Origin of the sequence: Sandaracinobacter neustonicus, assembly GCF_006385875.1 — a bacterium.
Classification (GTDB): domain Bacteria; phylum Pseudomonadota; class Alphaproteobacteria; order Sphingomonadales; family Sphingomonadaceae; genus Sandaracinobacteroides; species Sandaracinobacteroides neustonicus.
Window position 1 is genome coordinate 296811 of sequence record NZ_VFSU01000034.1, and the last position, 23991, is coordinate 320801.

Sequence of the window (23991 nt, forward strand, 5' to 3'; positions counted from 1 at the left end):
CAAGTCTAGCGGAGAAATCGGCGGGACGGGAGAGTGGATATGCATGTGCTGAAGGCTCTGTCCGTGGCGTTGGCCATGCTGGTTGCCGGGCCGGTGGCGGCCGCCGTGGAGCCGCGCGTGGAACTGGTGGCGACGGGGCTGAATCACCCGTGGAGCATCGCTTTCCTGCCGGGCGGCGGCGTGCTGGTGACGGAGCGCAACGGCGGGCTGCACCGGCTGGAGGGCCTGCGCATGAGCCGGGTGAGCGGTGTGCCGCCCGTGTTCAACGACGGGCAGGGCGGGCTGTTCGACGTGGTGGCCGATCCGGGCTTTCAGCAAAATGGCATCATCTACCTGAGCTATGCCCATGGCACGCGATCCGCCAATGGCACGCGAATCGCGCGGGCGAAGCTGGTGGGCAATAGCCTGCTGGAGGTGACGCCGATCTACACCGCGACTCCGCTGAAACGCGGCAATGTGCATTTCGGCGGGCGGATGGCCTTTCTGCCGGACGGGACTTTGGCCTTCACCACCGGCGACGGCTTCGATTTCCGCGAGCAGGCGCAGCGGCTGGACAGCCCGCTGGGCAAGGTGATGCGCATCACGACGGACGGGAAAGTGCCGCAGGACAACCCCTTCCTCACCGATTCGGCGGCTCTGGGCACTATTTACAGCCGGGGCCATCGCAACCCGCAGGGGCTGGCGTTCGATCCGGTTCGCGGCCTGTTGTTCGAGCATGAGCATGGCCCGCGCGGCGGTGACGAGGTGAATGTGATCCGGCCGGGCAAGAATTACGGCTGGCCTGTCGCCACCATGGGGCTGGATTATTCCGGCGCGACCGTTTCGCCCTATCGCCGCTATCCGGGGATGGAGGACGGACTGGTGGTGTGGGTGCCGTCCATCGCGCCGTCAGGGCTGGCAGTCTATCGCGGGGCGATGTTCCCGGAATGGAACGGCGATCTGCTGGTGGGGGCGCTGGTGGACAAGGAGGTTCGGCGCGTGCGGCTTTCGCCCGAGGGCAAGGTGCTGGGGCAGGAAAGCCTGTTCCGTTCCATCGGCGAGCGGATTCGCGATGTGCGGGTGGCACCCGACGGGGCGATCTGGGTGACCACCGACGACGACAAGGGCAAGGTGCTGCGCATCAGCCGCTAAAACGCGGCCGTCAGGCGGGCGGGTTGTTCGCCTTCCAGTCCGCCGTGACGGCTTGCAGAAACTCGGCGCCCGGCGTGCTGGCGACCAGCATTTTCAGGAAATGCCGGATCGCGGCCAGCCGCCTTTCGCGGTTGGCGGCAATGCTGTCCTGCTGAAGCACCCCTTCCAGCAGATAATGCACGATGTCGCGCGAGAGCTGGAAATCCTCCGGATCGTAGCTGCCTTCGGGTAGCACCCGTTCGGCGGCGGCGCGGCGGCTTTCATCGAACGCGACCAGCACCGGGCTGGTGATCGACCGCAGTTCCGAGTCTGTCCGGGCGGCGGCGACCAGTTCGGTGAAGGCGGCGAAATCCGGGCCTTGCAATTGGTTCCACAGCGTATCCACCAGCGCGGCGCGGACCGCCTGCCCCTTGTAGCCCGGCTCGATACTGATGTCTGCCAGCGCGGCTTCGAAGACTTCGATCCGCTGCCGGGCCAGATGGTGGACGGTGGCCTTCACCAGTTCCAGCCGCGATCCGAAATGATAGAGCATCGCCGGGCGGGTGAGCCCGGCCCGCTCCGCCACCGCCAGAGTGGAAAAGCGCGAATAGCCCTGCGTGGCCAGGATATCCCGTGCGGCGTCCAATATCCGTCGGCGCGTGCTTCTGCTTTTGGCCAGCTCGTTGCCGGTCAACGCGGTTGGATCGGGGACGGATTCCAGAAAATTTTTCGGTTCGTTACGCAATACAGCCCCCCAAGCAGAAGGAAATTCAATCTATAGCGACCATCCGCCTAATATGCGAGCCGTATGCGGCGCGCTTCAAGCCAGATGAATTCCATGCGAATATTTCCGATCCGGTGTGATCGAGCGCGATCAGGCCGCCATTTCCGCCGAAGGATTTTACGCGCTGCAGCATGGTTTCTGCGGCTGTTCCAAGCTGGATGTCGCCATAGCGAAGTTGCGCCGCCACATCGCCTGCACCGCCCGCGCGGATGAAATGTTCCCCAACGCCGGTGCAGCTGATGGCGCACAGATCATCCGCCCATGTGCCCGCGCCGGGCAGCGGCGTATCCCCCACCCGGCCGGGGCGCTTGCCATAGATGCCGCCGGTGGAGGTGGCGGCGGCAAGGCGGCCTTCGCGATCCAGCGCCACCGCGCCCACCGTGCCATGGCCCAACGCATCCGCCGGAACATCCAGATCTTCAGGCTCCACGCCGATCGCCAGCCGGAAGTAATCCCGGTCGTTGCCGATTGCGGGCAGGCCGATATCGCGGGCGAAGGCGGTGGCCCCGGCGCCCGCCAGCAGCACATGCGGGGTGCGTTCCATCACCGCGCGGGCAGCGTGGATGGGGCTACGCACATCCTGAATGGCAGCGACGGCCCCTGCGCGGCGGCTGGGGCCGTCCATGATGCTGGCGTCGAACTCCACCTCTCCGGCGCGGTTCGGCGGGGAGCCACGACCTGCGGTGTAAAGGCCGGAAGCCTCCAGTTCGGCGACGGCCCATTCCACCGTATCCAGCGCGGACGCGCCTTCAGCCAGCCGGGCTTCGGCTGCGGAGACCAGTTCGCCGAGATGCGCCTCAACGGGGCGGTAGTCGCGACCGGGGGTTACCCCGGCCCCCCCATGCAGCGCGATGGCCCAGCGGGATGTCATGGCACAGGGCTAGCGCCAACGGCCGTGCCTGCGCAAGGCTCAGTTGGCAGCTTTTAGCAGCTCCCGTGCCGTAATCATGCGCATGACTTCATTCGTGCCTTCCAGAATGCGGTGCACACGCAGATCCCGCCACAATTTTTCGATTGGATAATCCATCAGATAGCCATAGCCGCCATGCAGTTGCAGCGCGCGGTCCACCACGGCGGAGCCGGTATCGGTGGCGAAGCGCTTGGCCATGGCGGCGAACTTCGTCTTGTCCGGCGCGCCCGCCGTCACCTTGGCGGCAGCGAGGTAGAGCAGCGCCCGGGCGGCCTGCAATTCCGTTTCCATATCGGCCAGCGTGAACTGGGTGGCCTGAAAATCGGCGATGGCCTTGCCGAACTGGCGGCGATCCCGAACATAGGTCAGCGTTTCGTCGATGGCGCGCTGCGCCCCGCCCAGCGAGCAGGCCCCGATGTTCAGCCGCCCGCCATCCAGCCCCGCCATGGCGATGCGGAAGCCTTGCCCTTCTTCGCCGATCAGGTTTTCCGCGGGCACGCGCACGCCGTCGAAATGCACCTGCGCGGTGGGTTGGCTGCGCCAGCCGAGCTTGCGCTCGTTCGCGCCGAAGGAGACGCCGGGCATGTCCTTCTCGATGGCGAGGCAGGAGATGCCGCCCGCGCCGTCGCCGCCGGTGCGGACCATGGTGACATACAGGTCGTTCGCGCCGCCGCCTGAGATGAAGGCCTTGGAGCCGGTGACGATATAATCGCCGCCATCCTTCACGGCGCTGGTTTTCAGCGCCGCCGCGTCAGAGCCCGCCCCGGGTTCGGTCAGGCAATAGCTGGCGATGATATCCATCGGGATCAGGCTGGGCAGATATTTCTGCCGCACCGTTTCACTGCCGAAGCTGTCGATCATCCAGCTGGCCATGTTGTGGATGGAGATGAAGGCCGAGGTGGAGGGGCAGCCATAGGCCATCGCCTCCATGATGAGCGCCGATTCGAGGCGGCCGAGGCCGATGCCGCCCGACTCTTCGCGCACATAGATGGCGCCGAAGCCGAGCTCTGCCGCCTTGCGAATCGTTTCGCGCGGGAAGTGATGCTCCTCATCCCAGCGCGCGGCATGCGGGGTGATTTCGGCGGCCGTGAAGCGGCGCGCGGTGTCCTGGATGAAGATCTGGTCTTCCGTGAGATCAAACTGGGTCATATGGCTGCCTTAGACATATTTGCGCCGCCGATGCACCCACAGCAGTCACAGGTTTCGGGCGCGTGCGGCGTTGACCTTGGCGGTCGTCTTCGCTATGGCGCGCGCTCTTGTCGGCGGTTTTCCGCTGGCTGCATGCTATTCCGTTCTTTTAAGGCTGATCCGATGAAGCGCACCTACCAACCTTCCAAGCTCGTCCGTGCGCGCCGCCACGGCTTCCGCGCCCGCATGTCGACTGTTGGTGGTCGCAAGGTGCTGGCCCGCCGTCGTTCGCGCGGCCGCAAGGTTCTCTCGGCCTGAGCCGAGTTGCCCGGCTTCTGCCGGACATCTTTCATGACGGATGATCGACACGCGGCTGGGCTGACCCCGGCCGCGTTTCCTTTTGCCCCAATCTCCATCGCCCGAATCAAGGTGCGGCGGGATTTTCTGGCCGCCAATTCCGGCATTCGCGTGCCGATGCCGCCCTTCATCCTGCTGGTGAAGCCCACCGCGCTGGGCGTGCCGCGCGCCGGGTTTACGGTGACGAAGCGCATCGGCAATGCGGTTGCCCGCAACCGGGCGAAGCGGCGGTTGCGCGAAGTGGCACGGCTGGCGATGCCGGGGCTGGCGGTTCCGTCTGCCGATCATATCTTCATCGCGCGGCCGCAGGAGGCCGAGCTTCCGTTCGAGGAGTTGCTGGCGATGACGGTGAAGGCGCTGGAAAAGGCGCAGAAGAAGGTGGCGGCGGCATGAAGCTGGCCGAACTGCCCGCCCGCGCCATCGCCGGGCTGATCCGGCTGTATCAGCTCACGCTCTCCCCCTTGCTGGGGCCGAGCTGCCGATTTTCGCCCAGCTGTTCCCATTACGGGATCGAGGCCCTAAAGCGGCACGGGCTGCTGGCCGGATTGTGGCTGACAGTCCACCGGATCGGCCGTTGCCACCCCTGGGGCGGATCGGGCCACGATCCGGTTCCAGACCAGTTCCATTTGTTCCGCCGGGCACAGCGCCCGGCCATCCGGGAAGAGTGAGCCTGAGCCAGTGACCCAGGAAAACCGCAACCTGATCCTTGCCGTCGTGCTGTCGGCACTGGTGCTGTTCGGCTGGACGTTCGCGTCTGAACGGCTGTTTCCCGCGCCCAAGACGCCGCCCGCCGCAACGGCGACGGCTGCGGCGGGCGGCGGGCCGGTGCTGCCCGGCGCTGCCGCCAATGTGCCGGTGGTGGCCCCTTCGGCCGACACGCTGGCGGCGGTGGGCGCACGGGTGCGGATCGAAACGCCGCGGCTGGAAGGCTCCATCAACCTCACGGGCGCGCGCTTCGACGATCTGGTGCTGAAAGACCATCTCGTCAGCCTGCCGCCTTCCAAGCCGATCCGGCTGTTCTCACCTTCGGGTTCGAAAGACGCCTATTTCGCCGGTTACGGCTGGGTGGGGCCGGGCGCGCCGCCTGCGGACGCTGAGTGGACGGCGAATGCCGCCACGCTTTCTGTGGGCAAGCCCGTGACGCTCAGCTGGCGCAGCCCGCAAGGGCTGATCTTCCAGCAGATCGTTTCCGTTGACGCGAATTTCCTGTTCACCGTTGAGCAGCGGGTGGCGAACGCCTCTGCCGCGCCGGTTTCGCTGCGCGCCTTTGGCTATGTGAACCGCACGGGGCGCGGGCCGGACAAGAATGGCATCAACCTGCATGTCGGCCCCATCGCTGTGCTGGACGGCAAGCTGCTGGAAGGCGACATCGATTACGACAAGCTGCGCGACAAGGGCCCGCAGACAATCAATTCCAAGGGCGGCTGGCTGGGCATCACCGACAAGCATTGGCTGGCGGCGCTGATCCCGGATCAGCAGGCGGCGATCGAAGCGCGCTTCACCGCCGCCGACGCCGAGCGTTATCAGGTGGACTGGCTGAAAGCCCCCGCCACCGTGAACACAGGCGAAGCCGCCATCACCACCAGCCACCTGTTCGCGGGTGCGAAAGAAGTGCGGCTGTTGAATCAGGTGCGCGACGAACTGGGCGTGCCGCTGTTCGACCGGGCGCTGGCCTGGGGCTGGTTCTGGTTCATCGCCCAGCCGATCTTCGGGCTGCTGGCGTGGCTCTATGGGCATCTGGGCAATTATGCGCTGGCCATCGTGGGGCTGACGCTGATCGTGCGCGCCGTGCTGTTCCCCATTGCCAACAAACAATATGCCAGCATGGCCAAGATGCGCATCTTCGCGCCGAAGATGAAGGAAATTCAGGAAAAATATAAGGACGACAAGCAGAAGCAGCAATTCGAGCTGATGGAGCTGTACAAGAAGGAAAAGATCAACCCGCTGGCGGGCTGCCTGCCCATTCTGCTGCAGATTCCGATCTTCTATGCCTTGTATAAAACCCTGCTGATCACGGTGGAAATGCGCCACCAGCCCGCATTCCTGTGGATCAAGGATCTGGCCGCGCCCGATCCGTTGACGCCGCTGAACCTGTTCGGGCTGCTGCCGTTCGATCTGCCGCCCTTCCTGCATCTGGGCATCCTGCCGATCATCCTGGGCGTGACGATGTGGGCGCAGTTCAAGCTGAACCCGCAGCCGATGGACGAGATTCAGGCCAAGGTGTTCGCCTTCATGCCGTGGATCTTCATGTTCATGATGGCCCCGTTCGCGGCGGGCCTTCAGATCTACTGGATCGTGAACAACCTTGTTTCCATCCTGCAGCAGTGGATTCTGCTGAAGAAATATCCGGCCCCCGCGCCGGCCCCGGCGGCGACCAAATGACGGACGCCGAACAGGCCGACCTGATGGAGGAAGCCCGGCGGCTGTTCGCCGGGCCGGTGGAATTCCAGCTGTCTGCGCCGAAGCTGCAGTTCCTGCCGGATGCAGACCTGCCGGAGATCGCCTTCGCCGGGCGCTCCAACGTGGGAAAATCCAGCCTGATGAACGCTTTAACGGGGCGCAACGGGCTGGCGCGCACCTCTAACACGCCCGGCCGCACGCAGGAACTGAACCTGTTTCTGGTGGGTGATCCGCCGGTGCTTCGGCTGGTGGACATGCCCGGTTATGGTTATGCCGAAGCGCCGAAAGACATGGTGCGGCAATGGGCGCATCTGGTGAATGATTATCTGCGTGGCCGCCCCACGCTGAAGCGGGTGCTGGTGCTGGTGGACAGCCGCCACGGGCTGAAGCCGGTGGACCGGGAGATCATGGCGCTTCTGGACAAGGCGGCCGTCAGCTACCAGATCGTGCTGACCAAGGCGGACAAGATCAAGCCGACGGCGCTCGCGGTGGTTTCGGCGCAGGTGGCGGAGGAGGCGCGCAAGCACCCCGCCGCCCACCCGCTGCTGATCCCCACCAGCAGCGAGACGAAAGACGGAATTGCCGACCTGCGCGCAGCCGTGGTGGCCGCCGCCTTTGCCTGAAAGGAAGCCGGGGAATGCAGCCTGATCTGCCGCCTGAAGCCCGTGTTCTGGGATTGGCCGGGGACTATTTCATCAGCCGCGCGCTGCATGTGGCGGCCGAACTGGGGCTGGCAGATGCCATTGCCGATCAGCCGTTGAGCGCCACGGCCATCGCCGCGACGGTGGGGGCGGATGCCGGTGCCGTGGAGCGCATCCTGCGTGCGCTGGAAACGCGCGGGATCTTCACCCGCACGCCCGAAGGCTGGGCGCACAGCCCCGCGTCTGACCGGCTGCGCCGCGCGCACCCGCAGACGCTGGCGGATTTCGTGGGCATGCTGGGCAGCGAGGCGAACTGGTTGTCTGCCGGTGCGATGGCCGATGGCGCGCGCCATGGGCATTGCCCGGCGGAACAACTGTTTGAAGGCGGGCTGTGGGGGCATTTCCGCCGCAACCCGGCGGAAAGCGCGCAGTTCGATGCAGCGATGCTGGCGAAATCCCATGCGGAGATCGCGGGCGTGACTCCGGTGCTCGATCTGGAAGGTGTATCCCTGCTGGCGGATGTGGGCGGGGGGCGCGGGCATTTTCTCTGCGCGCTGCTGGATCGTCACCCCGCCCTGCAGGGGCTGCTGCTGGATCAGCCGCAAGTGGTGGCGGGCGCGCTGCCGCATCCCCGCATGCAGACGGCGGGGCTGGATTTCTTCGCGGACGATCTGCCGGTGGCAGACGCCTATCTGCTGGCCAATGTGATCCATGATTGGGACAAGCCGCGCGCACTGGCCATCCTGCGGGCCGTGCGGGCGGCGGCACCCGCCCATGCGCGGCTGCTGCTGGTGGAGATGGTGTTGCCGCCCGTGCCGGTGCCGCACCCCGGATTCTCGCTGGACATGGTGATGCTGGCGACGACCGGCGGCGAAGAGCGCGACGCGGCGGGCTATGCCGCGTTGCTGGCGGAAGCGGGCTGGGCCATGCAGGGGGTGACGCCCACGCAATCGCCGGTTTCGATTGTGACGGCAGGCCTGATGGCCGCGAAATAAGGCGCGGCTGGTTGCTGAATTGCTGTTAAAAGGCCGAAAGCCTTAAGGGGAGATTGAATTGAAGGCTCTGAGTGCATTCACCGTTGGCGGGCAGACGTTCCTGCCGCTTGTGGAAGGCGGCAAGGGTGTGTCCGCCACGAACCATGCCTCGGCCGGGGCGTGGGCGAAGGCGGGCGGGATCGGCACCGTTTCCGGCGTGAACGCCGACAGCACGGACGAGAATGGCGACATCATCCCGCAAATCTATCACAGCCGCACCCGCGAGGGGCGGCATGAAGAGCTGGTCGCCTATGGCATCAGCGGCGCGGTGGAGCAGGTGCGCCGCGCCTTCGATATCGCGGGCGACGAAATCCGGGCCGGTCGCGGCGCGCTGAACATCAACGTGCTGTGGGAAATGGGCGGCGCGCAGCGGATATTGGAGGGCGTGCTGAGCCAGACCAAGGGCATGCTGCACGGCGTGACCTGCGGCGCGGGCATGCCCTATAAGCTGTCTGAAATCGCCGCACGGCATCAGGTTTATTATTACCCGATCATCTCCTCCGGCCGGGCGTTCCGGGCGTTGTGGAAGCGGGCCTATTCCAAGGCCAGCGAATGGCTGGGCGCGGTGGTGTATGAAGACCCATGGCTGGCGGGCGGACACAATGGCTTGTCCAACGCGGAAGACCCAAGGCAGCCGCAAGACCCTTACCCCCGCGTGAAGGAACTGCGCGAAGTGATGCGCGAAGGTGGCATCCCCGACAGCGTGCCGATCGTGATGGCAGGCGGCGTCTGGTATCTGCGCGACTGGGCGGACTGGATCGACAACCCGGAATTGGGCGCGATCAGCTTCCAGTTCGGCACCCGCCCGCTGCTGACGAAGGAAAGCCCCATCCCCGAAGGCTGGAAGGCGCGCCTGCCGACGCTGGAGGAAGGGGATATCCTGCTGCACAAATTCTCCCCCACCGGCTTTTATTCCAGCGCGGTGCGGAACACGTTCCTGCGCAACCTTGAAGGGCGATCACAACGGCAGATCGCCTTCAGCACCGAGGCAGCCGGGGATCATCAATACACGCTGGACGTCGGCGTGGGCCGCAAGACCTATTATGTGACGCGGGACGATCTGAACCACGCGCGCGAATGGAACGGCGCGGGCTATGATACCGCGCTGAAAACGCCGGACAATACTTTGGTGTTCGTCAGCGCGGCGGAATCGAAGGTGATCCGCAAGGATCAGGCCGATTGCATGGGCTGCCTGTCCCACTGCTCGTTCAGTGCGTGGAAGGATCATGACGATCACACCACCGGCTACCTCGCCGATCCGCGCAGCTTCTGCATCCAGAAAACCCTGCAGGATATCGCCCACGGCGCAGACCCGGAGAACGAGCTGATGTTCGCCGGCCACGCAGCGTTCAACTTCAAGACCGACCCCTTCTATTCAAACGGCTTCGTGCCGACGGTGAAGCAGCTGGTGGATCGGATCCAGACGGGGGATTGACGCGGGGGCGCTGGGGGTTCGCCTCCGGCGGGGAGGGCTCTGCCCTCCACCCGGCAGGGACATGATGTCCCTGCACCCTCAAAGTTGGCGTTGTGCCTGAACTCAAGCGCCGTGCGGATGATCGGATTCGATTGCCTGCGGCGCAACCCAGCCCTCTCCCCCCGCTGGGGGGAGAGTTGGAGAGGGGGGAGCAACGCCGGGCCAAACCCATCACCCTCCCCACACCCACAACCGTCACCCCGGACTTGATCCGGGGGCCAGCTGTTATTCGGCAACGTGGGAACAGAAAAGCTGGACCCCGGATCAAGTCCGGGCTGACGCCGCGTTTGCGGATGCCGTGAGACCAGCGATCCACCGCCCGCGCCTCTCATCGATGACAGCCTGCCGCAACGGAAGGGCGCACTGCGCGTTGACTCGTGCCGCAGCCTTCCCCATGGGTTCCGCGCAAATTCATGTGACCGGGGAGCGATCTGCCCATGAAAATTCTCGTGCCCGTAAAGCGGGTGGTTGATGCCAATGTGAAGGTGCGGGTGAAGCCCGACCAATCCGGCGTCGAACTTGCCAATGTGAAGATGAGCATGAACCCCTTCGACGAGATTTCCGTCGAGGAAGCGGTTCGGCTGAAGGAAAAGGGTGTGGCGACGGAAGTCGTCGTCGTGTCCGTCGGCCCGGCGCAGGCGCAGGAAACGCTGCGCACGGCGCTGGCGATGGGCGCGGACCGCGGCATTCTCGTGACGACCGACGGCCCGACGGAAAGCCTCGCGGTTGCGAAGCTGCTGGCCAAGATCGTGGCCGAGGAAGCGCCCGGCCTGGTGATCCTTGGCAAGCAGGCGATCGACGACGACGCCAACCAGACCGGGCAGATGCTGGCCGCGCTGCTGGGCTGGGGGCAGGGCACCTTCGCCTCCAAGGTGGAGCCGACTGCCGACACCGTGTCTGTCACGCGCGAAATCGACGGCGGGCTTGAAACCGTCGAGCTGAAGCTGCCGGCCGTGGTGACAACCGACCTTCGCCTGAACGAGCCGCGCTATGCCAGCCTGCCGAACATCATGAAGGCCAAGGCGAAGCCGATCGCGAACAAGACGCCCGCCGATTATGGCGTGGACGTGACGCCGCGCCTGACGACGCTGAAAGTGACCGAGCCGCCCAAGCGCAGCGCGGGCATCAAGGTGAAGACTGTCGACGAACTGATCGAGAAGCTGAAGAATTCGGGAGTGATCGCATGAGCGTTCTGGTTCTTGCCGAACATGACAATGCGTCTTTGAAGGACGCGACGCTGAACGCGGTGACGGCTGCCAAGGCGCTGGCCGGGTTCGCCGGTGGCGACGTGCATGTGCTGGTGGCGGGCAAGGGCGCGCAAGCCGCTGCCGATGCCGCCGCGAAGATCGACGGCGTGGCCAAGGTGTTGCTGGCCGACGATGCCGCCTATGGTGACGCGCTGGCCGAGAATGTCGCGCCGCTAATCGCCGGGCTGCTGGCCGGTTATGATGCGCTGGTGGCCCCGGCCACGTCGCGGGGCAAGAACATCGCCCCGCGCGTGGCGGCGCTGGCCGATGTGGCGCAGATTTCCGAAATCCTGTCTGTCGAAGCGGCCGACACCTTCACCCGGCCGATCTATGCCGGGAACGCCATCGCGACCGTGAAATCGGCCGATGCGAAGAAGGTGATCACGGTTCGCGGCACCGCCTTCCCCAAGGCGGCCGCCACCGGCGGTTCGGCGGCTGTCGAAGCGGTTTCGGGCAGCGGCGACGCCGGGCTGTCCAGCTTCAAGGGTGCGGAACTGACGGTTTCCGCGCGGCCGGAACTGACGGGCGCGAAGATCATCGTCTCCGGTGGCCGGGCGCTGGGGTCTGGCGAAGCCTTCACCCAATATATCGACCCGCTGGCCGACAAGCTGGGTGCAGCCGTTGGCGCGTCACGCGCGGCGGTGGATGCCGGTTATGTGCCGAACGACTATCAGGTGGGGCAGACGGGCAAGATCGTCGCGCCGGAACTTTATGTCGCCATCGGCATTTCGGGGGCGATCCAGCATCTGGCGGGCATGAAGGATTCCAAGGTGATCGTGGCGATCAACAAGGATGAAGAAGCCCCCATCTTCCAGGTGGCGGATTACGGCCTTGTGGGCGATCTGTTCACGCTGGTGCCGGAGCTGACTTCGAAGCTCTGAGCCTCTCGACGGCGCTGTGCCAAGGCAATAGGCTCCCCCGGAACTATCCGGGGGAGCCTTTGCATGTCTGGAACGGTGCTTGTGACGGGGGCGTCCGGCTATATCGCCGGGTTCACCATCCGGCAGTTGCTGGCGGAGGGCTGGCAGGTTCGCGGCAGCATCCGCAACCTTGCCCGCGCGGACGAGGTGCGCGCGACGCTGGGGGTTTCGGCGGCGGAGTTGCCGCTGGTTGCAGTGGATCTGCTGTCGGATTCGGGCTGGGCGGAGGCTGCCGCCGGTTGCACGCACCTGCTGCACATCGCCTCCCCGGTGCTGGCGGGCGTGCCGACGCATGAGGATGATCTGATCCGGCCCGCGCGCGAGGGGGCTTTGCGGGCGCTGGCGGCGGCGAAAGCGGCGGGCGTCGGCCGGGTGGTGCTGACGAGCAGCGTGGCGGCCATCACCTATGGCCATGGCAAGACGGACAAACTCTATACCGAGGCGGACTGGACCGACCTCGCCTCGCCCACCACCGGGGCCTATGCGAAATCCAAGACCATCGCCGAACGCGCCGCGCGGGACTGGATGGCGGCGAACGGCGCGGGGATGGAGTTTGCCACCATCAACCCCGGCATGGTGCTGGGGCCGGTGCTTGGCCCCGATTTCTCCGCCTCTCTGGAAGTGGTGAAGCGGCTGATCGACGGCTCCATGCCCGGCCTGCCGCATGTGGGCTTTTCCATCGTCGACGTGCGCGAGGTGGCGGATGCGCATGTGAAGGCGCTGACGGTGCCGGGGATCGACGGCGAGCGCTTCATCGTCGCCGGCGACGAATTCCTGTGGTTGGACGAGATCGCCGCCCTGCTGAAAGCGCGGCTGGGGCCGCGCGCGGCCAAGGTGCCCAGCCGCCGTCTGCCCGATTTCGTCGTGCGGCTGGCCAGCCTGTTCAGCCCGCCGCTGCGCTTCGTGGCATCGGAACTGGGACGCCGTCGGGCGCTGAGTTCGGCCCATGCCAAGGCGCGGCTGGGCATCCGGTTCCGCGCGTCGGCAGACAGCCTTGCTGATGCCGCGAATAGCCTGATTGACGCAGGGATTGTGAAGGTGTGACTCCGGCGCTAACCCCGCCCTGACAGCAGCGAAAAGGATGGGCGAATGAAGGTTGGCGTGATCGGCGCAGGCATCATGGGATCGGGCATCGCGCAGGTGGCCGCCGCCGCAGGCCATGGCGTGACGCTGTCTGACATTGCGCTGGACCGCGCCGAAAAGGGCAAGGCGGGAATCGCCAGGCAGTTGGACCGGCTGGTGGCCAAGGGCACGCTGGACGCCGCCGCCGCAGAGGCCACGCTCGCCCGCATCACGCCTGCCGGGGACAGCGCCGCTTTGTCCGACGCGGATTTCGTGATCGAGGCCGCGACCGAGGGCGAGGAGCTGAAAAAGAAGATCTTCGCCGGGCTGAAACTGGCCCCGCACGCCGTGCTGGCCAGCAACACCTCCTCCATCTCCATCACCATGCTGGGCACCGCGACGGACCGGCCGGACCGCTTTCTGGGCCTGCACTTCTTCAACCCGGTGCCGGTGATGAAGCTGGTGGAAATCATCCCCGGCCTCGCCACCTCGGCCGAAACCCGCGCCATCGCCCGTGATTTCATCGCCACGCTGGGCAAGACCCCGATTGTTTCCGAAGACAGCCCCAGCTTCATCGTCAACCGGGTGCTGTGCCCCATGCTGAACGAGGCGATCTTCGCGCTGGGCGAAGGTGTGGGCAGCGTGGAAGACATCGACACCGGGCTGAAGCTGGGCGCGAACCACCCCATGGGGCCGCTGACGCTGGCGGATTTCGTGGGCCTCGATACACTGCTCGCCATCATGCATGTGATGCAGAAAGCCACCGGAGACCCGAAATACCGCCCCGCGCCGCTGCTGACCAAATATGTGGAAGCCGGTTGGTATGGCCGCAAATCCGGCCGGGGATTCTATGATTATTCCGGCGAAAAACCCGTTCCCACGCGCTGATCCCGTTGCCCCCAAAGGAGGTTCCTGATGTTGAAGGCAGCCCTTCCGATTTCCGCCCTGCTCTTGCTGGCTGGTTGCGCCAGCAACAATGACAGCCCCGCCAACCGCACCGTCTGGGTGGAGGACGGACCGCCGGTGAACTGCATCAACCGCAATCAGGTGCGCAGCTTCCGCGTGATCGATGACCGCACCATCGATTTCGAACGCAACCGCAATCAGGCCTGGCGCAACAACCTGCCCATGCGCTGCAGCGGCCTGACTTTCGGACAAGCGATCCAGATCAACAGCCGCACCAGCCAGATCTGCAGCTTCGACAGCATCACCCCCCGATCCATGGGCAGCGGCCCCAACGCCATGCGCTGCCAACTGGGCCAGTTCCAGCCGATGAAGCGCGTGCCCGTGCCGGAAACCAAGCCGGCGGGGTGACGTTGAGGGCAGGGGGCTTTGCCCCCTGTACCCCCAGCAGGAGGGTGACCCTCCTGCACCTCCGAAGTTTTTGAAAAAGAATAATATTCTTTGCAGAGCCGTTGGCCTGCACCGCCGCTCATCTCCCCCGCTCAGGCTGAGCTTGTCGAAGCCCGTGGAGAATGCACTCTGGCTCGGCCGTTGTGCTTTCACGTTCGGGGCTTCGACAAGCTCAGCCTGAGCGGGCGGAGAGGCGGCAGGATAGAAGACAGGCAAGCGCTGGCTAAAGCCAACATCTGCCGGGAGGCCTTTTAAAAAACTTCGGGGGTCAAGGGGCGTCACGCCCCTTGCGGGGTGCAGGGGCAGAGCCCCTGCCTCCACCGTCACTCGTCGTCGAGGATTCGCGGCGGGGCGCGGTCTTCGAGGTCGCGGGCGACTTTGGGGGTGCGCAGCAGGGCGTCGATGCGGGCGGCTTCGGCGTAGCTGTCGTCCACTTTGAAGTGGATGTCGGCGGCATATTTGGTGTTCACGCGGCGGGCCAGTTCGCCTTTCAGCTGGCGGGCGTGGCTGTTGAGCGCGCGCAGAACCGCTTCCTGATCGGCGGGTGTTGCGCCCACGGGCATGATGAAGGCGGTGGCGTGGCGCAGATCGGGGGAGACGCGCACTTCGGAGACGGAGACGATGTGCTTATCCAGCACATCGTCCCGTATGTCTCCGCGCGCCAGTACGTCGGCCAGCACGTGGCGCATGGCCTCGCCCACCTTCAGGGTGCGGACGGAGCGGCCGTCCGCCGAGGAGTGTCCGCGTTTCACAGCTGGCGCAGACGCTCTTCGATTTCGAAGGTTTCGATGGTGTCGCCTTGCTGGATGTCCTGGAAGTTTTCCAGGCCGATGCCGCATTCATAGCCCTTTTCCACCTGCGTGACGTCGTCTTTGAAGCGACGCAGCGAGGCGATGGAGCCATTGTAGACGATGACATCGTCGCGAAGGACGCGGGCCTTGAGGTTCCGCTTGATATAGCCTTCGGTGACGAGGCAACCGGCGGCCTTGCCGAACTTGCCCGCCTGGAACACTTCGCGGACATCGGCGCGGCCGACGACATTTTCGAAATATTCCGGCCCCAGCTTGCCGGCCATCCCGGCCTTCACTTCATCGATCAGGTCGTAGATGATGTCGTAATATTTCAGCGGCACCGCGCCGGCGTGGGCAGCTTCGCGGGCCTTGGCGTTGGCGCGCACATTGAAGCCGATGATGACCGCGCCGGAGGCCCGGGCGAGCGTGACATCGGATTCGGTGATAGCCCCGACTCCCGAGTGCAGCACGCGCACCTTGATTTCGTCTGTGGAGAGCTTGTTGAGCGCCGAGACGATGGCTTCGGTGGAACCGTGGACATCCGCCTTGACGACGACGGGGAATTCCATCGCCTTCTTCTCGGCGAGGCCTGCGAACATGCTTTCGAGGCTGGCAGGCGCCGCGGTGGTGCGCTTCGTCAGCGCGACCTGCTGGCGGTAATCCGCGACTTCGCGGGCGCGGGCTTCATTTTCCACGACCGAAAGGATGTCGCCGGATTGCGGCACGCCGGACAGGCCGAGCACTTCCACCGGCATGGAGGGGCCGGCTTCCTTGATGGTCTGCCCCTTGTCGTTGACGAGGGCGCGGACCTTGCCCCACTCCACACCGACGACGAAGATGTCGCCAGCGCGCAGGGTGCCGCGCTTGACGAGAACGGTGGCGAGCGGGCCACGGCCCTTGTCCAGCTTGGCTTCCACCACAATGCCTTCGGCCATCCGGTCCGGATTGGCCTTCAGCTCCATGATTTCGGCTTGCAGCAGGATTTTTTCCGTCAGTTCGTCGAGGCCGGTTTTCTTCAGCGCGGAGACTTCGACGTCCTGCACGTCGCCGCCCATTTCCTCCACCTGGATGTCGTGCTGCAGCAGTTCGGTGCGCACGCGGTTCGCGTCTGCGCCGTTCTTGTCCATCTTGTTGATGGCGACGATCATCGGAACGCCCGCCGCCTTCACATGGTTGATGGCTTCGATCGTCTGCGGCTTGATGCCATCGTCTGCCGCCACCACCAGCACGACGATATCCGTCGCCTGCGCGCCGCGGGCGCGCATTTCGGTGAAGGCTTCATGGCCCGGCGTATCGAGGAAGCTGATCTTGTCGCCGGATTTCAGCGTGACCTGGTAGGCCCCCATATGCTGGGTGATGCCGCCGGCTTCGCCCTTCACCACATCGGTGCCGCGCAGGGCATCCAGCAGCGAGGTCTTGCCGTGATCGACATGGCCCATGATGGTGACGACGGGGGGGCGCGGCTTCAGATGTTCGTCCGCGTCGGCCTCGCCTTCGATGCCGATTTCCACGTCGCTGTCGGACACGCGCTTGATGATGTGGCCGAATTCGGTGACCAGCAGTTCGGCGGTGTCCTGATCGATGAACTCGTTCATCGTGGTGGGCATGCCCATCTTGAACAGGGCCTTCACCAGATCCGCGCCGCGTTCGGCCATGCGGTTGGCCAGTTCCTGCACGGTGATGGCTTCGGGCACCTGCACTTCGCGGCTGGTGCGCGCCTGCGCGGCCCCGCCGCCGCCATGGGCGGAGCGCTTCTGCTTTTCATTGGCGCGCCTGAGCGAGGCGAGCGAGCGCGAGCGCACGCCGTCTTCGTCACCCAGCGCGCGGTTGATGGTGAGCTTGCCCGAGCGGCGCTCGTCGCCGCGGCTGCGCGACGGCTTGGCAGGCTCGGGCGCGCGGCGCACCGGGCCACGGCCGGGGGCCGCCCCGCGCGGGCGGTCGTCGTCGTCTGCTTCGGCGGCGGGCGGCGGCGGAGGCGGGGCCTCTGCGGCGCGCTTCGCTTCCTCGGCGGCGCGGGCGGCTTCCTCGGCTTCGACTCGGGCCTTTTCCTCCAGCCGCGCGGCTTCGGCTTCAGCTGCCTCGGTGCGCTCGCGGTCTTCGCGGATGCGGACTTCCTCGGCGCGTTGCAGACGCTCTTCCTCGGCGAGGCGCATCATCAGCTGCGTCCGCTCACGCGGGGTCAGCTTGGGATTTTGCAGCGCCTTTTGCACGGCGGTGAGTTCGGGCTTTTGCGGCGCGGGCTTGGGGGGCGGCGCAGGCGCGGGTTTCGGCGCTGCGGCGACAGGAGCGGGCTTGGGCGCTTCGGCCACGGGCGCGGGCTTCGGTTCCGGCACGGGGGCGGGTTCCGGTTCCGGCGCAGGGGCGGCTTCCACCGCCACGGGTTCGGGCGCGGGTTCTGGCGCAGGCGCAGCTTCCACGGGCGCGGGGGCTTCGGCTTCCACCGGCTTCGGCGCGGGCTTGGCCGGTTCACCCTTGTTCAGCGGCTCGTCCGTCACGACCACGAACGGCGGCGGCGGGGCCACCGGCATTTGCGGCTGGGCAGGCGCGGGCGCGGCGACGGGCGGCTCGGGCGGCAACGGGGCCTCGACGGCCGGTGCATCCACCAGCACATCGTCCATCTCCGCTTCCTCAGAAGCGGGGATCGGGTCTCCGGGTTTGCGGAACACCCGGGCCTTCTTCGTTTCCACGACGACCTTGTGCGTGCGGCCATGGCTGAAGCTTTGCTTCACCTGGCTCACTTCAGTCGTGCGCTTTACGCCGAGTTGCGGCCGGAGGCCCAGCTTCGGCTTTTCGTCTTCGCTCATTCCCGTCCTTCGTCGTTCCGCCGCTCGGGAAGGCCCCGACCGTCGTTTGAAATATTGCTGTTGCCAAGAAAGGCAGCCCAGCGCGCAACCTCGGTTGCGATCCGCGCCGCTGCCTTGCCATTGGTGACGCCCGAATGCACTATATTCTCACGCCCGAGCGACCGAGACAAGGCGTCCCGCCCGGCCGGCAGCGTGAGAACCTCCGCCATATCGCCTTCGTTGCGGTCATAAGAGCCGACGCGGAAGGCCTGATTCAGTTTCGACGTTCCATCGTCCGCCGCATCGGCTGCGTGCATCAGCAGGTAAACCCGCCCGGCGCGCGCCCATTCGGCAATCTTGTCTGACCCGAATATAAGATGCCCGGCGCGATGTTCGAGACCCAGCCTGTCCAGCGCGCGGCGTTCCAGCCCGTCGGCGATGCGCTGCGGCAGATCGGCTGGCACCTCGACGGGTTGGCGGAAGGCGCGGGCGAGCGCGCCCTTCAGCTTGCCCTTCGCCAGCGCCGATTCCAGCGCGGGTTTGTCCACCCCGATCCACGCCCCCCGGCCCGGCAGCTTGGCGGCCAGATCGGGCCATGCCGCCCCGTCCGGCCCCAGCGCCAGCCGGATCAGCGATGCACGTTCGCCATGCACCCCCGTAAGGATGCATTTCCGCTCAGGCGTGTGCCCGAGGGGAAGATCGACTTCTACAGTCGCATCTGGGGTGTCATTGGAGGACATACGCGGTTGCGCCCTCCCTGACTGCGGGGTGGATGGGGTGGCTCATCTCAGGCCTCGGTTGCCTCGTCCGTCACTTCATCGGCGAACCAGTGCTGGCGGGCGGCCATGATGATGGCGTTGCCGTCGTCCTGCGAAATGCCGAACGAAGCGAGCAGCCCGGCCGGAATTTCGCGGCGCTTGTCGCCCTTGCCGATCAGTTCGTCGGTGGAAAGGTCGGCGAGGTCGTCCAGCGTCTTGATGCCCTTGCTGCCAAGCCGCACCAGCATTTCCTCGGTCAGGCCGGGGATTTCCGACAGCGCATCTTCCACGCCCAGCGCGCGACGGGCGTCGCGGTAGCCGGATTCGCGGCGCTCCAGCGCTTCCACCGCGCGGCTTTGCAGCTCGGCGGCGACGTCTTCGTCCAGACCTTCGATGGAGGCGAGTTCGTCGGCCTCCACATAGGCCACTTCCTCAAGGCTGGTGAAGCCTTCGGCGACGAGCAGCTGGGCCAGCGTTTCGTCCAGCTCCAGTTCCTTTTCGAACAGTTCGGAGCGCTCGACGAATTCCTTCTGCCGCTTTTCGCTTTCGGCGGCTTCGGTCATGATGTCGATCTGGTGGCCCGTCAGCTGCCCGGCGAGGCGGACATTCTGCCCCCGGCGGCCGATGGCGAGGCTCAGCTGATCGTCCGGCACCACCACTTCGATGCGGGTGTCCTCCTCGTCGATGACGACCTTGGAAACTTGCGCCGGTTGCAGCGCGTTCACCACGAAGGTCGCAGTTTCGGGCGACCAGGGGATGATGTCGATCTTTTCGCCGGCGAGTTCCTGCACCACCGCCTGCACGCGGCTGCCGCGCATACCGACGCAGGCGCCGACCGGATCGATGCTGCTGTCGTGGCTAAGCACGCCGATCTTGGCGCGGCTTCCCGGATCGCGGGCGCAGGCCTTGATCTCGATGACGCCGTCATAGATTTCCGGCACTTCCTGCGCGAACAGCTTCTTCATGAAATCGGGGTGGGCGCGCGAGCAGAAGATCTGCGGCCCGCGATTTTCCCGCCGCACCAGCGTGATCAGGCTGCGCACACGGTCGCCCACGCGCAGCACTTCGCGCGGGATTTGCTGGTCGCGGCGGATCACGCCTTCGGCGCGGCCCAGATCGACGACGATGTGCCCGAATTCCACCCGCTTCACGAGGCCGGTGATGATCTCGCCCTGACGATCCTTATACTCGTCATACTGGCGCTCGCGCTCGGCATCGCGCACCTTCGTCACGATCACCTGCTTGGCGGCTTGCGCGGCGATGCGGCCGAACTCGATGGGGGGCAGCGGGTCGACGATGAAATCGCCCAGCTTCACGTCGGATTCGCGCTCCTTCGCGTCGACGAGGCTGATCTGCTTGAAATAATCCTCGGGTTCTTCAACCACTTCCAGCACGCGCCACAGGCGCAGGTCGCCGCCACGCGGATCGATCTTGGCGCGGATGTCATTCTCGGCCCCGTAACGGGCGCGGGCGGCGCGCTGGATCGCCTCTTCCATCGCCTCGATCACGATCATGCGATCGATCGACTTTTCGCGGGCGACCGCATCGGCGATCGCGATCAGTTCGGCCTTGTTCGCAGCAATGGGGTTCATGCTCGTCCCTCAGTTCCTGATCTGGTCCGGCTCGTCGCCGGAATCGTCTTCAAATTCGTCAAACTCGTCCGCGCCTTCGTCCGTCAGCAGCGTCGCGGTTTCGGCGATCAGCCGGTCCGTCAGCAGCAGCTTGGCGGTGCGGATCGCGGCGAACGGCAGGGCGACTTCGCCCAGCCCCTCCACCTCGATGCGGATATCCTCGCCGCTGGTGCCTTTCAGCGGCCCCTGAAAGCGCTTGCGGTCCGCGCCGTTCATCGGGATTGCTTCGGCCAGTTCCAGCTTGGCGTCATGCCCGGCCCAGCGGTCGAAATCCTTCAGCCGCGTCAGCGGCCGGTCGATCCCCGGCGAGGAGACTTCCAGCATATATTCGCTGTCGATCGGGTCCGTCTCGTCCAGCAGCAGGGAGATTTTGCGCGACACGCGGGCGCAATCATCCACCTTCATCTGCCCGGTGGCGGGATCTTCCAGCATGATCTGCAGCGTAAGAGACGGCCCTTCGATCAGCGCCACGCGCACAAGTTCGAACCCGGCATCGGTGACGATGGGTTCGATCAATGCGGTCAGCTGTTCGAGATTGGCCATTCGTTTCTCCTGCACCCGACTCGCAAAGCCCTTTTGGCCCCGCGGCCGTTGGGCCGGAGGTTCCTGTGAGGCTGGGCTGTCAGGAAGTGAGGGGCATATACGTTGCTTGTGCGGTTGCCGCAAGTGCCGGGGCAGTGCATAGCCCGCCCGCCATGCAACAACTCGTCATCGCCCTGCCGAAAGGCCGAATCCTGAAGGAAGCCCTGCCGCTGCTGCGGGAGGCTGGCATCCATCCGGAAGCCGCGCTGTTCGACGAGGACAGCCGGGCGCTGCGCTTTGCCACCAACCGGCCCGATGTCTCGGTGATCCGCGTGCGCAGCTTCGATGTGGCCACCTTCGTGGCCTTTGGCGCGGCGCAAATCGGCATCGTCGGCAATGATGTGCTGGCCGAATTCGATTATTCGGAGCTTTATTCGCCGGTCGATCTGGGCATCGGCCGCTGCCGCCTTTCTGTCGCGGAACCGCTGGGCACGCCGCCCATCACGTCGGAAAGCCATGTGCGGGTGGCCACCAAATATCCCCACCTCACCAAGCTGCATTTCGCGGGGCAAGGCATTCAGGCCGAGTGTGTGAAGCTGAACGGGGCGATGGAATTGGCCCCGCTGCTGGGCCTCGCCCCGCGCATCGTCGATCTGGTCTCCACCGGCAAGACGCTGAAAGAGAACGGCCTTGTTGAGCGCGAGGTGATATTGGAAGTCACTTCCCGGCTGATTGTGAACCGGGCCGCCTTCAAGACCATGCCCGAAGTGGCGCGGCTGGTGGATGCATTCCGCGCCGTGCTGGGTAGGGCGGCGGCCTGATGCAGCGGCTGGACAGCCGGGACGCCGGATTCGCGGCCAGCTTCGCCGCGCTGGTGGCCGACACGCGCGAGCCGGACCGGGGCGTGGCAGGGCAGGTGGCCGCCATCCTTGAGCGGGTGAAGCGCGAGGGCTTCCGCGCGGTGGCAGACCTGACGGAAAAGTTCGACCGCGTGCATCTGAGCGCGGGCAGCGCGGAAATCTCCGCTGCCGAACGCCGCGCGGCCATCGCCCGCGTGCCCGCCGATCAGCGCGCCGCGCTGGAACTGGCCGCCGCGCGAATCCGCGCCTTCCATCAGGCGCAGCGCCCGGCCGACGGCAGCCACAGCGACGAAAGCGGCATCCGCGCGGGCTGGCGCTGGACGCCGGTGGAGCGCGCCGGCCTCTATGTGCCGGGTGGCCGCGCGGCCTATCCCTCCTCCGTGCTGATGAACGCCATTCCGGCGCAGGTCGCGGGCGTGGACGAGCTGGTGATGGTGACGCCCACGCCCGGCGGCGAGCTGAACCCGCTGGTGATGCTGGCGGCCGAACTGGCGGGCGTTGAGCGGCTGTTCCGCATCGGCGGCGCGCAGGCCATCGCCGCGCTGGCGTTCGGCATCGATCCGCTACCGAAATGCGACATGATCGTGGGGCCGGGCAACGCATGGGTCGCGGAAGCCAAGCGGCAGCTGTATGGCACCGTCGGCATCGACATGGTGGCCGGGCCGTCGGAAATTCTGGTGATCGCCGATGCCTCCGCCCGGCCGGACTGGATCGCCGCAGACCTGCTCTCGCAAGCCGAGCATGACCCGGTGGCGCAATCCATCCTCATCACCGACAGCGCCACACTGGCCGACGCCGTGGCCGACTGGGTGCAGAAGCTGCTGCCCACCCTTTCCACGCAGGAAGCCGCGCGCGAAAGCTGGGACGATTATGGCGCGATCATCCTGATCGGCGACATGGCCGAAGCCCCTGCACTCGCCAACGCGCTGGCCGCCGAGCATGTCGAACTGATGCTGGCCGATCCGCAGCCGATGTTCGCCGCCATCCGCCATGCCGGATCGATCTTCCTCGGCACCCACACCCCAGAACCCATCGGCGACTATATCGGCGGACCCAACCACGTCCTCCCCACCGGCCGCCGCGCCCGCTTCTCCGGCGGGCTGGGCGTGCACAATTTCATGAAGCGCACCACATGGCTGGACGCCGGCGAACAAGGCTTCGCCGCCGTGGCCGACGCAACCGCCACACTGGCCGACGCCGAGGGGCTGCCCGCACACGCGCTGTCTGTGCGGATCCGGCGGGGGTGAGCGGGCTGCGCGGGTAGAGCGGGTATTCGCGCGCCGGGGGGGCAAGGTTCTGCCCGTTGGCGGTACGGCTCCCCGGTTTTTTGCCTCCGGCGGGCAGGGAAATGATTTCCCTGCACCCTCAACATTGGCGTCGCGCGGCAACTGCAGCGTCGTGGACGTGATCAGATTCGATTGCCTGCGGCGCACCGCGGCCCTCTCCCCCGTGCCAAGGGGGAGAGTTGGAGAGGGGGTGTCACCGCCGGGCCTGATCCACAACATCCCCACAAGCCCGCTATCATCCCAACCCACTTTCCAACCCGCTCAGGCTGAGCTTGTCGAAGCCCCCAACGCGAAAGCGCAACGACTAAGCCCGGGTCACACCACATGGGGCTTCGACAAGCTCAGCCTGAGCGGGGAAGGGTGACGGGACCACTGCCCAAAAGCGCCGCAGGCAGTAAACCCCCACCCTCGCGCCAAGCGGAGAACCCCCACCCCAACCCCTCCCCTAAAGGAGGAGGGGCTAAGTAAAAAGTTCGGGGGTGCAGGGGCGTCACGCCCCTGCCGGGGTGAAGGGGCAGAGCCCCTTCGGTTACCTAATCACCCCCGCTTGCGAACCGGCTTCTTCGCAGGCGGTATCTGCACCGGCTCCGGCTTGGCGGCGGTCGGGGCGTTGGCGCGCATCAGCAGTTGCAGGCACTCCCCGGCGGCGAAGTCGCGGCCGTCTGGCAGGCGGGCGTCGGCGTGTTTCGCCAGCGGGGCGGCACCCGGTTGCGGGTAGAACCACAGGTCCAGAATGCAGCCGCCTGCAAATTGCAGCTGGCGGGCTTCGCCTTCGCGCTTGTCCAGCCGGGGTTTGCCCAGCAGGTTGAGTGCGGTTTCGGCAGGGTGGCCCAGCAGCAATTCCATGCCCGGCGGCGGGGGCGGGGGCGGGGATTCAAGGGGGACGGCGGGGGCCGTGGCGCAGCCGGCGAGCAAGGCGAGGCCGAGGAGGGGAGCGATC

The 23991-nt window shown here is 66.0% G+C and carries 24 protein-coding genes; 15 read left to right on the plus strand and 9 right to left on the minus strand.

The genetic code is table 11. From position 1 onward, the window contains the following. Window positions 1-39 precede the first annotated feature (39 nt). The gene (locus FJQ54_RS16655; RefSeq protein WP_140929529.1) at window positions 40-1131 is read left to right on the plus strand and encodes a PQQ-dependent sugar dehydrogenase; all 1092 of its coding nucleotides are present in this window, start codon (window positions 40-42) and stop codon (window positions 1129-1131) included. 10 nt (window positions 1132-1141) lie between these two features. On the opposite strand, the gene FJQ54_RS16660 is transcribed toward FJQ54_RS16655, so the two are convergent. Genes FJQ54_RS16660 through FJQ54_RS16670 form a run of 3 tightly spaced genes read right to left on the minus strand, consistent with a single transcriptional unit; the run spans window position 1142 to window position 3953 of the window. Continuing rightward, entirely contained in the window at window positions 1142-1855 is a 714-nt protein-coding gene (locus tag FJQ54_RS16660; RefSeq protein WP_207790450.1) for a TetR/AcrR family transcriptional regulator, read from the minus strand. A 25-nt stretch (window positions 1856-1880) separates the two neighbouring features. Further along, window positions 1881-2765 carry an isoaspartyl peptidase/L-asparaginase family protein gene (locus FJQ54_RS16665; protein ID WP_140929531.1) on the minus strand — a complete coding sequence of 295 codons (885 nt, stop codon included), beginning with the start codon at window positions 2763-2765 and terminating at the stop codon, window positions 1881-1883. A gap of 39 nt (window positions 2766-2804) precedes the next feature. After that, window positions 2805-3953, minus strand: a complete 1149-nt coding sequence (locus FJQ54_RS16670; protein ID WP_140929532.1) for an acyl-CoA dehydrogenase family protein — start codon at window positions 3951-3953, stop codon at window positions 2805-2807. A gap of 162 nt (window positions 3954-4115) precedes the next feature. Between FJQ54_RS16670 and rpmH the strand changes: the two genes are divergently transcribed. From rpmH to FJQ54_RS16730, 12 genes are all read left to right on the plus strand, one after another. Then, complete coding sequence (rpmH, locus tag FJQ54_RS16675; protein WP_140929533.1) at window positions 4116-4250, plus strand: 50S ribosomal protein L34; 135 nt, start codon at window positions 4116-4118, stop codon at window positions 4248-4250. Window positions 4251-4283: 33 nt separating this feature from the next. Continuing rightward, window positions 4284-4682, plus strand: coding sequence for a ribonuclease P protein component (gene rnpA / locus FJQ54_RS16680; protein ID WP_140929534.1), 399 nt, complete (start codon window positions 4284-4286; stop codon window positions 4680-4682). Beyond that, window positions 4679-4957 carry a membrane protein insertion efficiency factor YidD gene (gene yidD, locus FJQ54_RS16685; RefSeq protein ID WP_140929535.1) on the plus strand — a complete coding sequence of 93 codons (279 nt, stop codon included), beginning with the start codon at window positions 4679-4681 and terminating at the stop codon, window positions 4955-4957. The genes rnpA and yidD overlap by 4 nt, the downstream gene beginning before the upstream one ends. Before the next feature lie 10 nt (window positions 4958-4967). Then, entirely contained in the window at window positions 4968-6671 is a 1704-nt protein-coding gene (gene yidC, locus FJQ54_RS16690; protein ID WP_140929536.1) for a membrane protein insertase YidC, read from the plus strand. Further along, on the plus strand, window positions 6668-7312 hold the full coding sequence (gene yihA / locus FJQ54_RS16695; RefSeq protein ID WP_140929537.1) for a ribosome biogenesis GTP-binding protein YihA/YsxC: 645 nt from the start codon (window positions 6668-6670) through the stop codon (window positions 7310-7312). Before yidC ends, yihA begins: the two co-directional genes overlap by 4 nt. A gap of 14 nt (window positions 7313-7326) precedes the next feature. After that, window positions 7327-8325 carry a methyltransferase gene (locus FJQ54_RS16700; protein ID WP_140929538.1) on the plus strand — a complete coding sequence of 333 codons (999 nt, stop codon included), beginning with the start codon at window positions 7327-7329 and terminating at the stop codon, window positions 8323-8325. 58 nt (window positions 8326-8383) lie between these two features. Then, window positions 8384-9799 (plus strand): NAD(P)H-dependent flavin oxidoreductase, encoded by a 1416-nt coding sequence (locus FJQ54_RS16705; protein WP_140929539.1) that lies wholly within the window; start codon window positions 8384-8386, stop codon window positions 9797-9799. 476 nt (window positions 9800-10275) lie between these two features. Further along, window positions 10276-11025 (plus strand): electron transfer flavoprotein subunit beta/FixA family protein, encoded by a 750-nt coding sequence (locus tag FJQ54_RS16710; protein WP_140929540.1) that lies wholly within the window; start codon window positions 10276-10278, stop codon window positions 11023-11025. Further along, the gene (locus FJQ54_RS16715; RefSeq protein ID WP_140929541.1) at window positions 11022-11966 is read left to right on the plus strand and encodes an electron transfer flavoprotein subunit alpha/FixB family protein; all 945 of its coding nucleotides are present in this window, start codon (window positions 11022-11024) and stop codon (window positions 11964-11966) included. Before FJQ54_RS16710 ends, FJQ54_RS16715 begins: the two co-directional genes overlap by 4 nt. 63 nt (window positions 11967-12029) lie before the next feature. Further along, entirely contained in the window at window positions 12030-13049 is a 1020-nt protein-coding gene (locus tag FJQ54_RS16720) for an NAD-dependent epimerase/dehydratase family protein (protein WP_140929542.1), read from the plus strand. A 45-nt stretch (window positions 13050-13094) separates the two neighbouring features. Next, window positions 13095-13955 carry a 3-hydroxyacyl-CoA dehydrogenase NAD-binding domain-containing protein gene (locus FJQ54_RS16725; RefSeq protein ID WP_140929543.1) on the plus strand — a complete coding sequence of 287 codons (861 nt, stop codon included), beginning with the start codon at window positions 13095-13097 and terminating at the stop codon, window positions 13953-13955. Window positions 13956-13982: 27 nt separating this feature from the next. Further along, complete coding sequence (locus FJQ54_RS16730) at window positions 13983-14381, plus strand: DUF6491 family protein (protein WP_140929544.1); 399 nt, start codon at window positions 13983-13985, stop codon at window positions 14379-14381. A 362-nt stretch (window positions 14382-14743) separates the two neighbouring features. On the opposite strand, the gene rbfA is transcribed toward FJQ54_RS16730, so the two are convergent. Genes rbfA through rimP form a run of 5 tightly spaced genes read right to left on the minus strand, consistent with a single transcriptional unit; the run spans window position 14744 to window position 20926 of the window. Beyond that, entirely contained in the window at window positions 14744-15172 is a 429-nt protein-coding gene (rbfA, locus tag FJQ54_RS16735; RefSeq protein ID WP_268920595.1) for a 30S ribosome-binding factor RbfA, read from the minus strand. Then, window positions 15169-18015, minus strand: coding sequence for a translation initiation factor IF-2 (gene infB, locus FJQ54_RS16740; RefSeq protein ID WP_140929546.1), 2847 nt, complete (start codon window positions 18013-18015; stop codon window positions 15169-15171). The genes rbfA and infB overlap by 4 nt, the downstream gene beginning before the upstream one ends. Further along, window positions 18012-18734 (minus strand): DUF448 domain-containing protein, encoded by a 723-nt coding sequence (locus tag FJQ54_RS16745; protein WP_140929547.1) that lies wholly within the window; start codon window positions 18732-18734, stop codon window positions 18012-18014. The genes infB and FJQ54_RS16745 overlap by 4 nt, the downstream gene beginning before the upstream one ends. A 47-nt stretch (window positions 18735-18781) precedes the next feature. Further along, on the minus strand, window positions 18782-20344 hold the full coding sequence (gene nusA / locus FJQ54_RS16750) for a transcription termination factor NusA (RefSeq protein WP_140929548.1): 1563 nt from the start codon (window positions 20342-20344) through the stop codon (window positions 18782-18784). A gap of 9 nt (window positions 20345-20353) precedes the next feature. Then, the gene (gene rimP / locus FJQ54_RS16755) at window positions 20354-20926 is read right to left on the minus strand and encodes a ribosome maturation factor RimP (RefSeq protein WP_140929549.1); all 573 of its coding nucleotides are present in this window, start codon (window positions 20924-20926) and stop codon (window positions 20354-20356) included. 152 nt (window positions 20927-21078) lie between these two features. Between rimP and hisG the strand changes: the two genes are divergently transcribed. Together hisG and hisD are read left to right on the plus strand one after the other, a co-directional pair. Then, on the plus strand, window positions 21079-21726 hold the full coding sequence (gene hisG / locus FJQ54_RS16760; RefSeq protein ID WP_140929550.1) for an ATP phosphoribosyltransferase: 648 nt from the start codon (window positions 21079-21081) through the stop codon (window positions 21724-21726). Further along, window positions 21726-23012 carry a histidinol dehydrogenase gene (hisD, locus tag FJQ54_RS16765; RefSeq protein ID WP_408006038.1) on the plus strand — a complete coding sequence of 429 codons (1287 nt, stop codon included), beginning with the start codon at window positions 21726-21728 and terminating at the stop codon, window positions 23010-23012. Before hisG ends, hisD begins: the two co-directional genes overlap by 1 nt. A 576-nt stretch (window positions 23013-23588) precedes the next feature. Here the strand turns inward: hisD and FJQ54_RS17565 are convergent. Next, on the minus strand, window positions 23589-23897 hold the full coding sequence (locus FJQ54_RS17565; protein WP_181160202.1) for a hypothetical protein: 309 nt from the start codon (window positions 23895-23897) through the stop codon (window positions 23589-23591). Window positions 23898-23991 lie beyond the last annotated feature (94 nt).

What these genes read in the sequence shown, in the direction of transcription:
- hisG (WP_140929550.1), top strand. Translation starts at nt 21,079, where the DNA reads ATGCAACAACTCGTCATCGCCCTGCCGAAAGGCCGAATCCTGAAGGAA.
- FJQ54_RS16655 (WP_140929529.1), top strand. Translation starts at nt 40, where the DNA reads ATGCATGTGCTGAAGGCTCTGTCCGTGGCGTTGGCCATGCTGGTTGCC.
- nusA (WP_140929548.1), bottom strand. Translation starts at nt 20,344, where the DNA reads ATGAACCCCATTGCTGCGAACAAGGCCGAACTGATCGCGATCGCCGAT.
- FJQ54_RS16720 (WP_140929542.1), top strand. Translation starts at nt 12,030, where the DNA reads ATGTCTGGAACGGTGCTTGTGACGGGGGCGTCCGGCTATATCGCCGGG.
- FJQ54_RS16710 (WP_140929540.1), top strand. Translation starts at nt 10,276, where the DNA reads ATGAAAATTCTCGTGCCCGTAAAGCGGGTGGTTGATGCCAATGTGAAG.
- FJQ54_RS16725 (WP_140929543.1), top strand. Translation starts at nt 13,095, where the DNA reads ATGAAGGTTGGCGTGATCGGCGCAGGCATCATGGGATCGGGCATCGCG.
- FJQ54_RS17565 (WP_181160202.1), bottom strand. Translation starts at nt 23,897, where the DNA reads ATGGAATTGCTGCTGGGCCACCCTGCCGAAACCGCACTCAACCTGCTG.
- FJQ54_RS16665 (WP_140929531.1), bottom strand. Translation starts at nt 2,765, where the DNA reads ATGACATCCCGCTGGGCCATCGCGCTGCATGGGGGGGCCGGGGTAACC.
- FJQ54_RS16730 (WP_140929544.1), top strand. Translation starts at nt 13,983, where the DNA reads ATGTTGAAGGCAGCCCTTCCGATTTCCGCCCTGCTCTTGCTGGCTGGT.
- hisD (WP_408006038.1), top strand. Translation starts at nt 21,726, where the DNA reads ATGCAGCGGCTGGACAGCCGGGACGCCGGATTCGCGGCCAGCTTCGCC.
- FJQ54_RS16700 (WP_140929538.1), top strand. Translation starts at nt 7,327, where the DNA reads ATGCAGCCTGATCTGCCGCCTGAAGCCCGTGTTCTGGGATTGGCCGGG.
- FJQ54_RS16715 (WP_140929541.1), top strand. Translation starts at nt 11,022, where the DNA reads ATGAGCGTTCTGGTTCTTGCCGAACATGACAATGCGTCTTTGAAGGAC.
- FJQ54_RS16745 (WP_140929547.1), bottom strand. Translation starts at nt 18,734, where the DNA reads ATGTCCTCCAATGACACCCCAGATGCGACTGTAGAAGTCGATCTTCCC.
- yidD (WP_140929535.1), top strand. Translation starts at nt 4,679, where the DNA reads ATGAAGCTGGCCGAACTGCCCGCCCGCGCCATCGCCGGGCTGATCCGG.
- rimP (WP_140929549.1), bottom strand. Translation starts at nt 20,926, where the DNA reads ATGGCCAATCTCGAACAGCTGACCGCATTGATCGAACCCATCGTCACC.
- rpmH (WP_140929533.1), top strand. Translation starts at nt 4,116, where the DNA reads ATGAAGCGCACCTACCAACCTTCCAAGCTCGTCCGTGCGCGCCGCCAC.
- rnpA (WP_140929534.1), top strand. Translation starts at nt 4,284, where the DNA reads ATGACGGATGATCGACACGCGGCTGGGCTGACCCCGGCCGCGTTTCCT.
- yihA (WP_140929537.1), top strand. Translation starts at nt 6,668, where the DNA reads ATGACGGACGCCGAACAGGCCGACCTGATGGAGGAAGCCCGGCGGCTG.
- FJQ54_RS16670 (WP_140929532.1), bottom strand. Translation starts at nt 3,953, where the DNA reads ATGACCCAGTTTGATCTCACGGAAGACCAGATCTTCATCCAGGACACC.
- infB (WP_140929546.1), bottom strand. Translation starts at nt 18,015, where the DNA reads ATGAGCGAAGACGAAAAGCCGAAGCTGGGCCTCCGGCCGCAACTCGGC.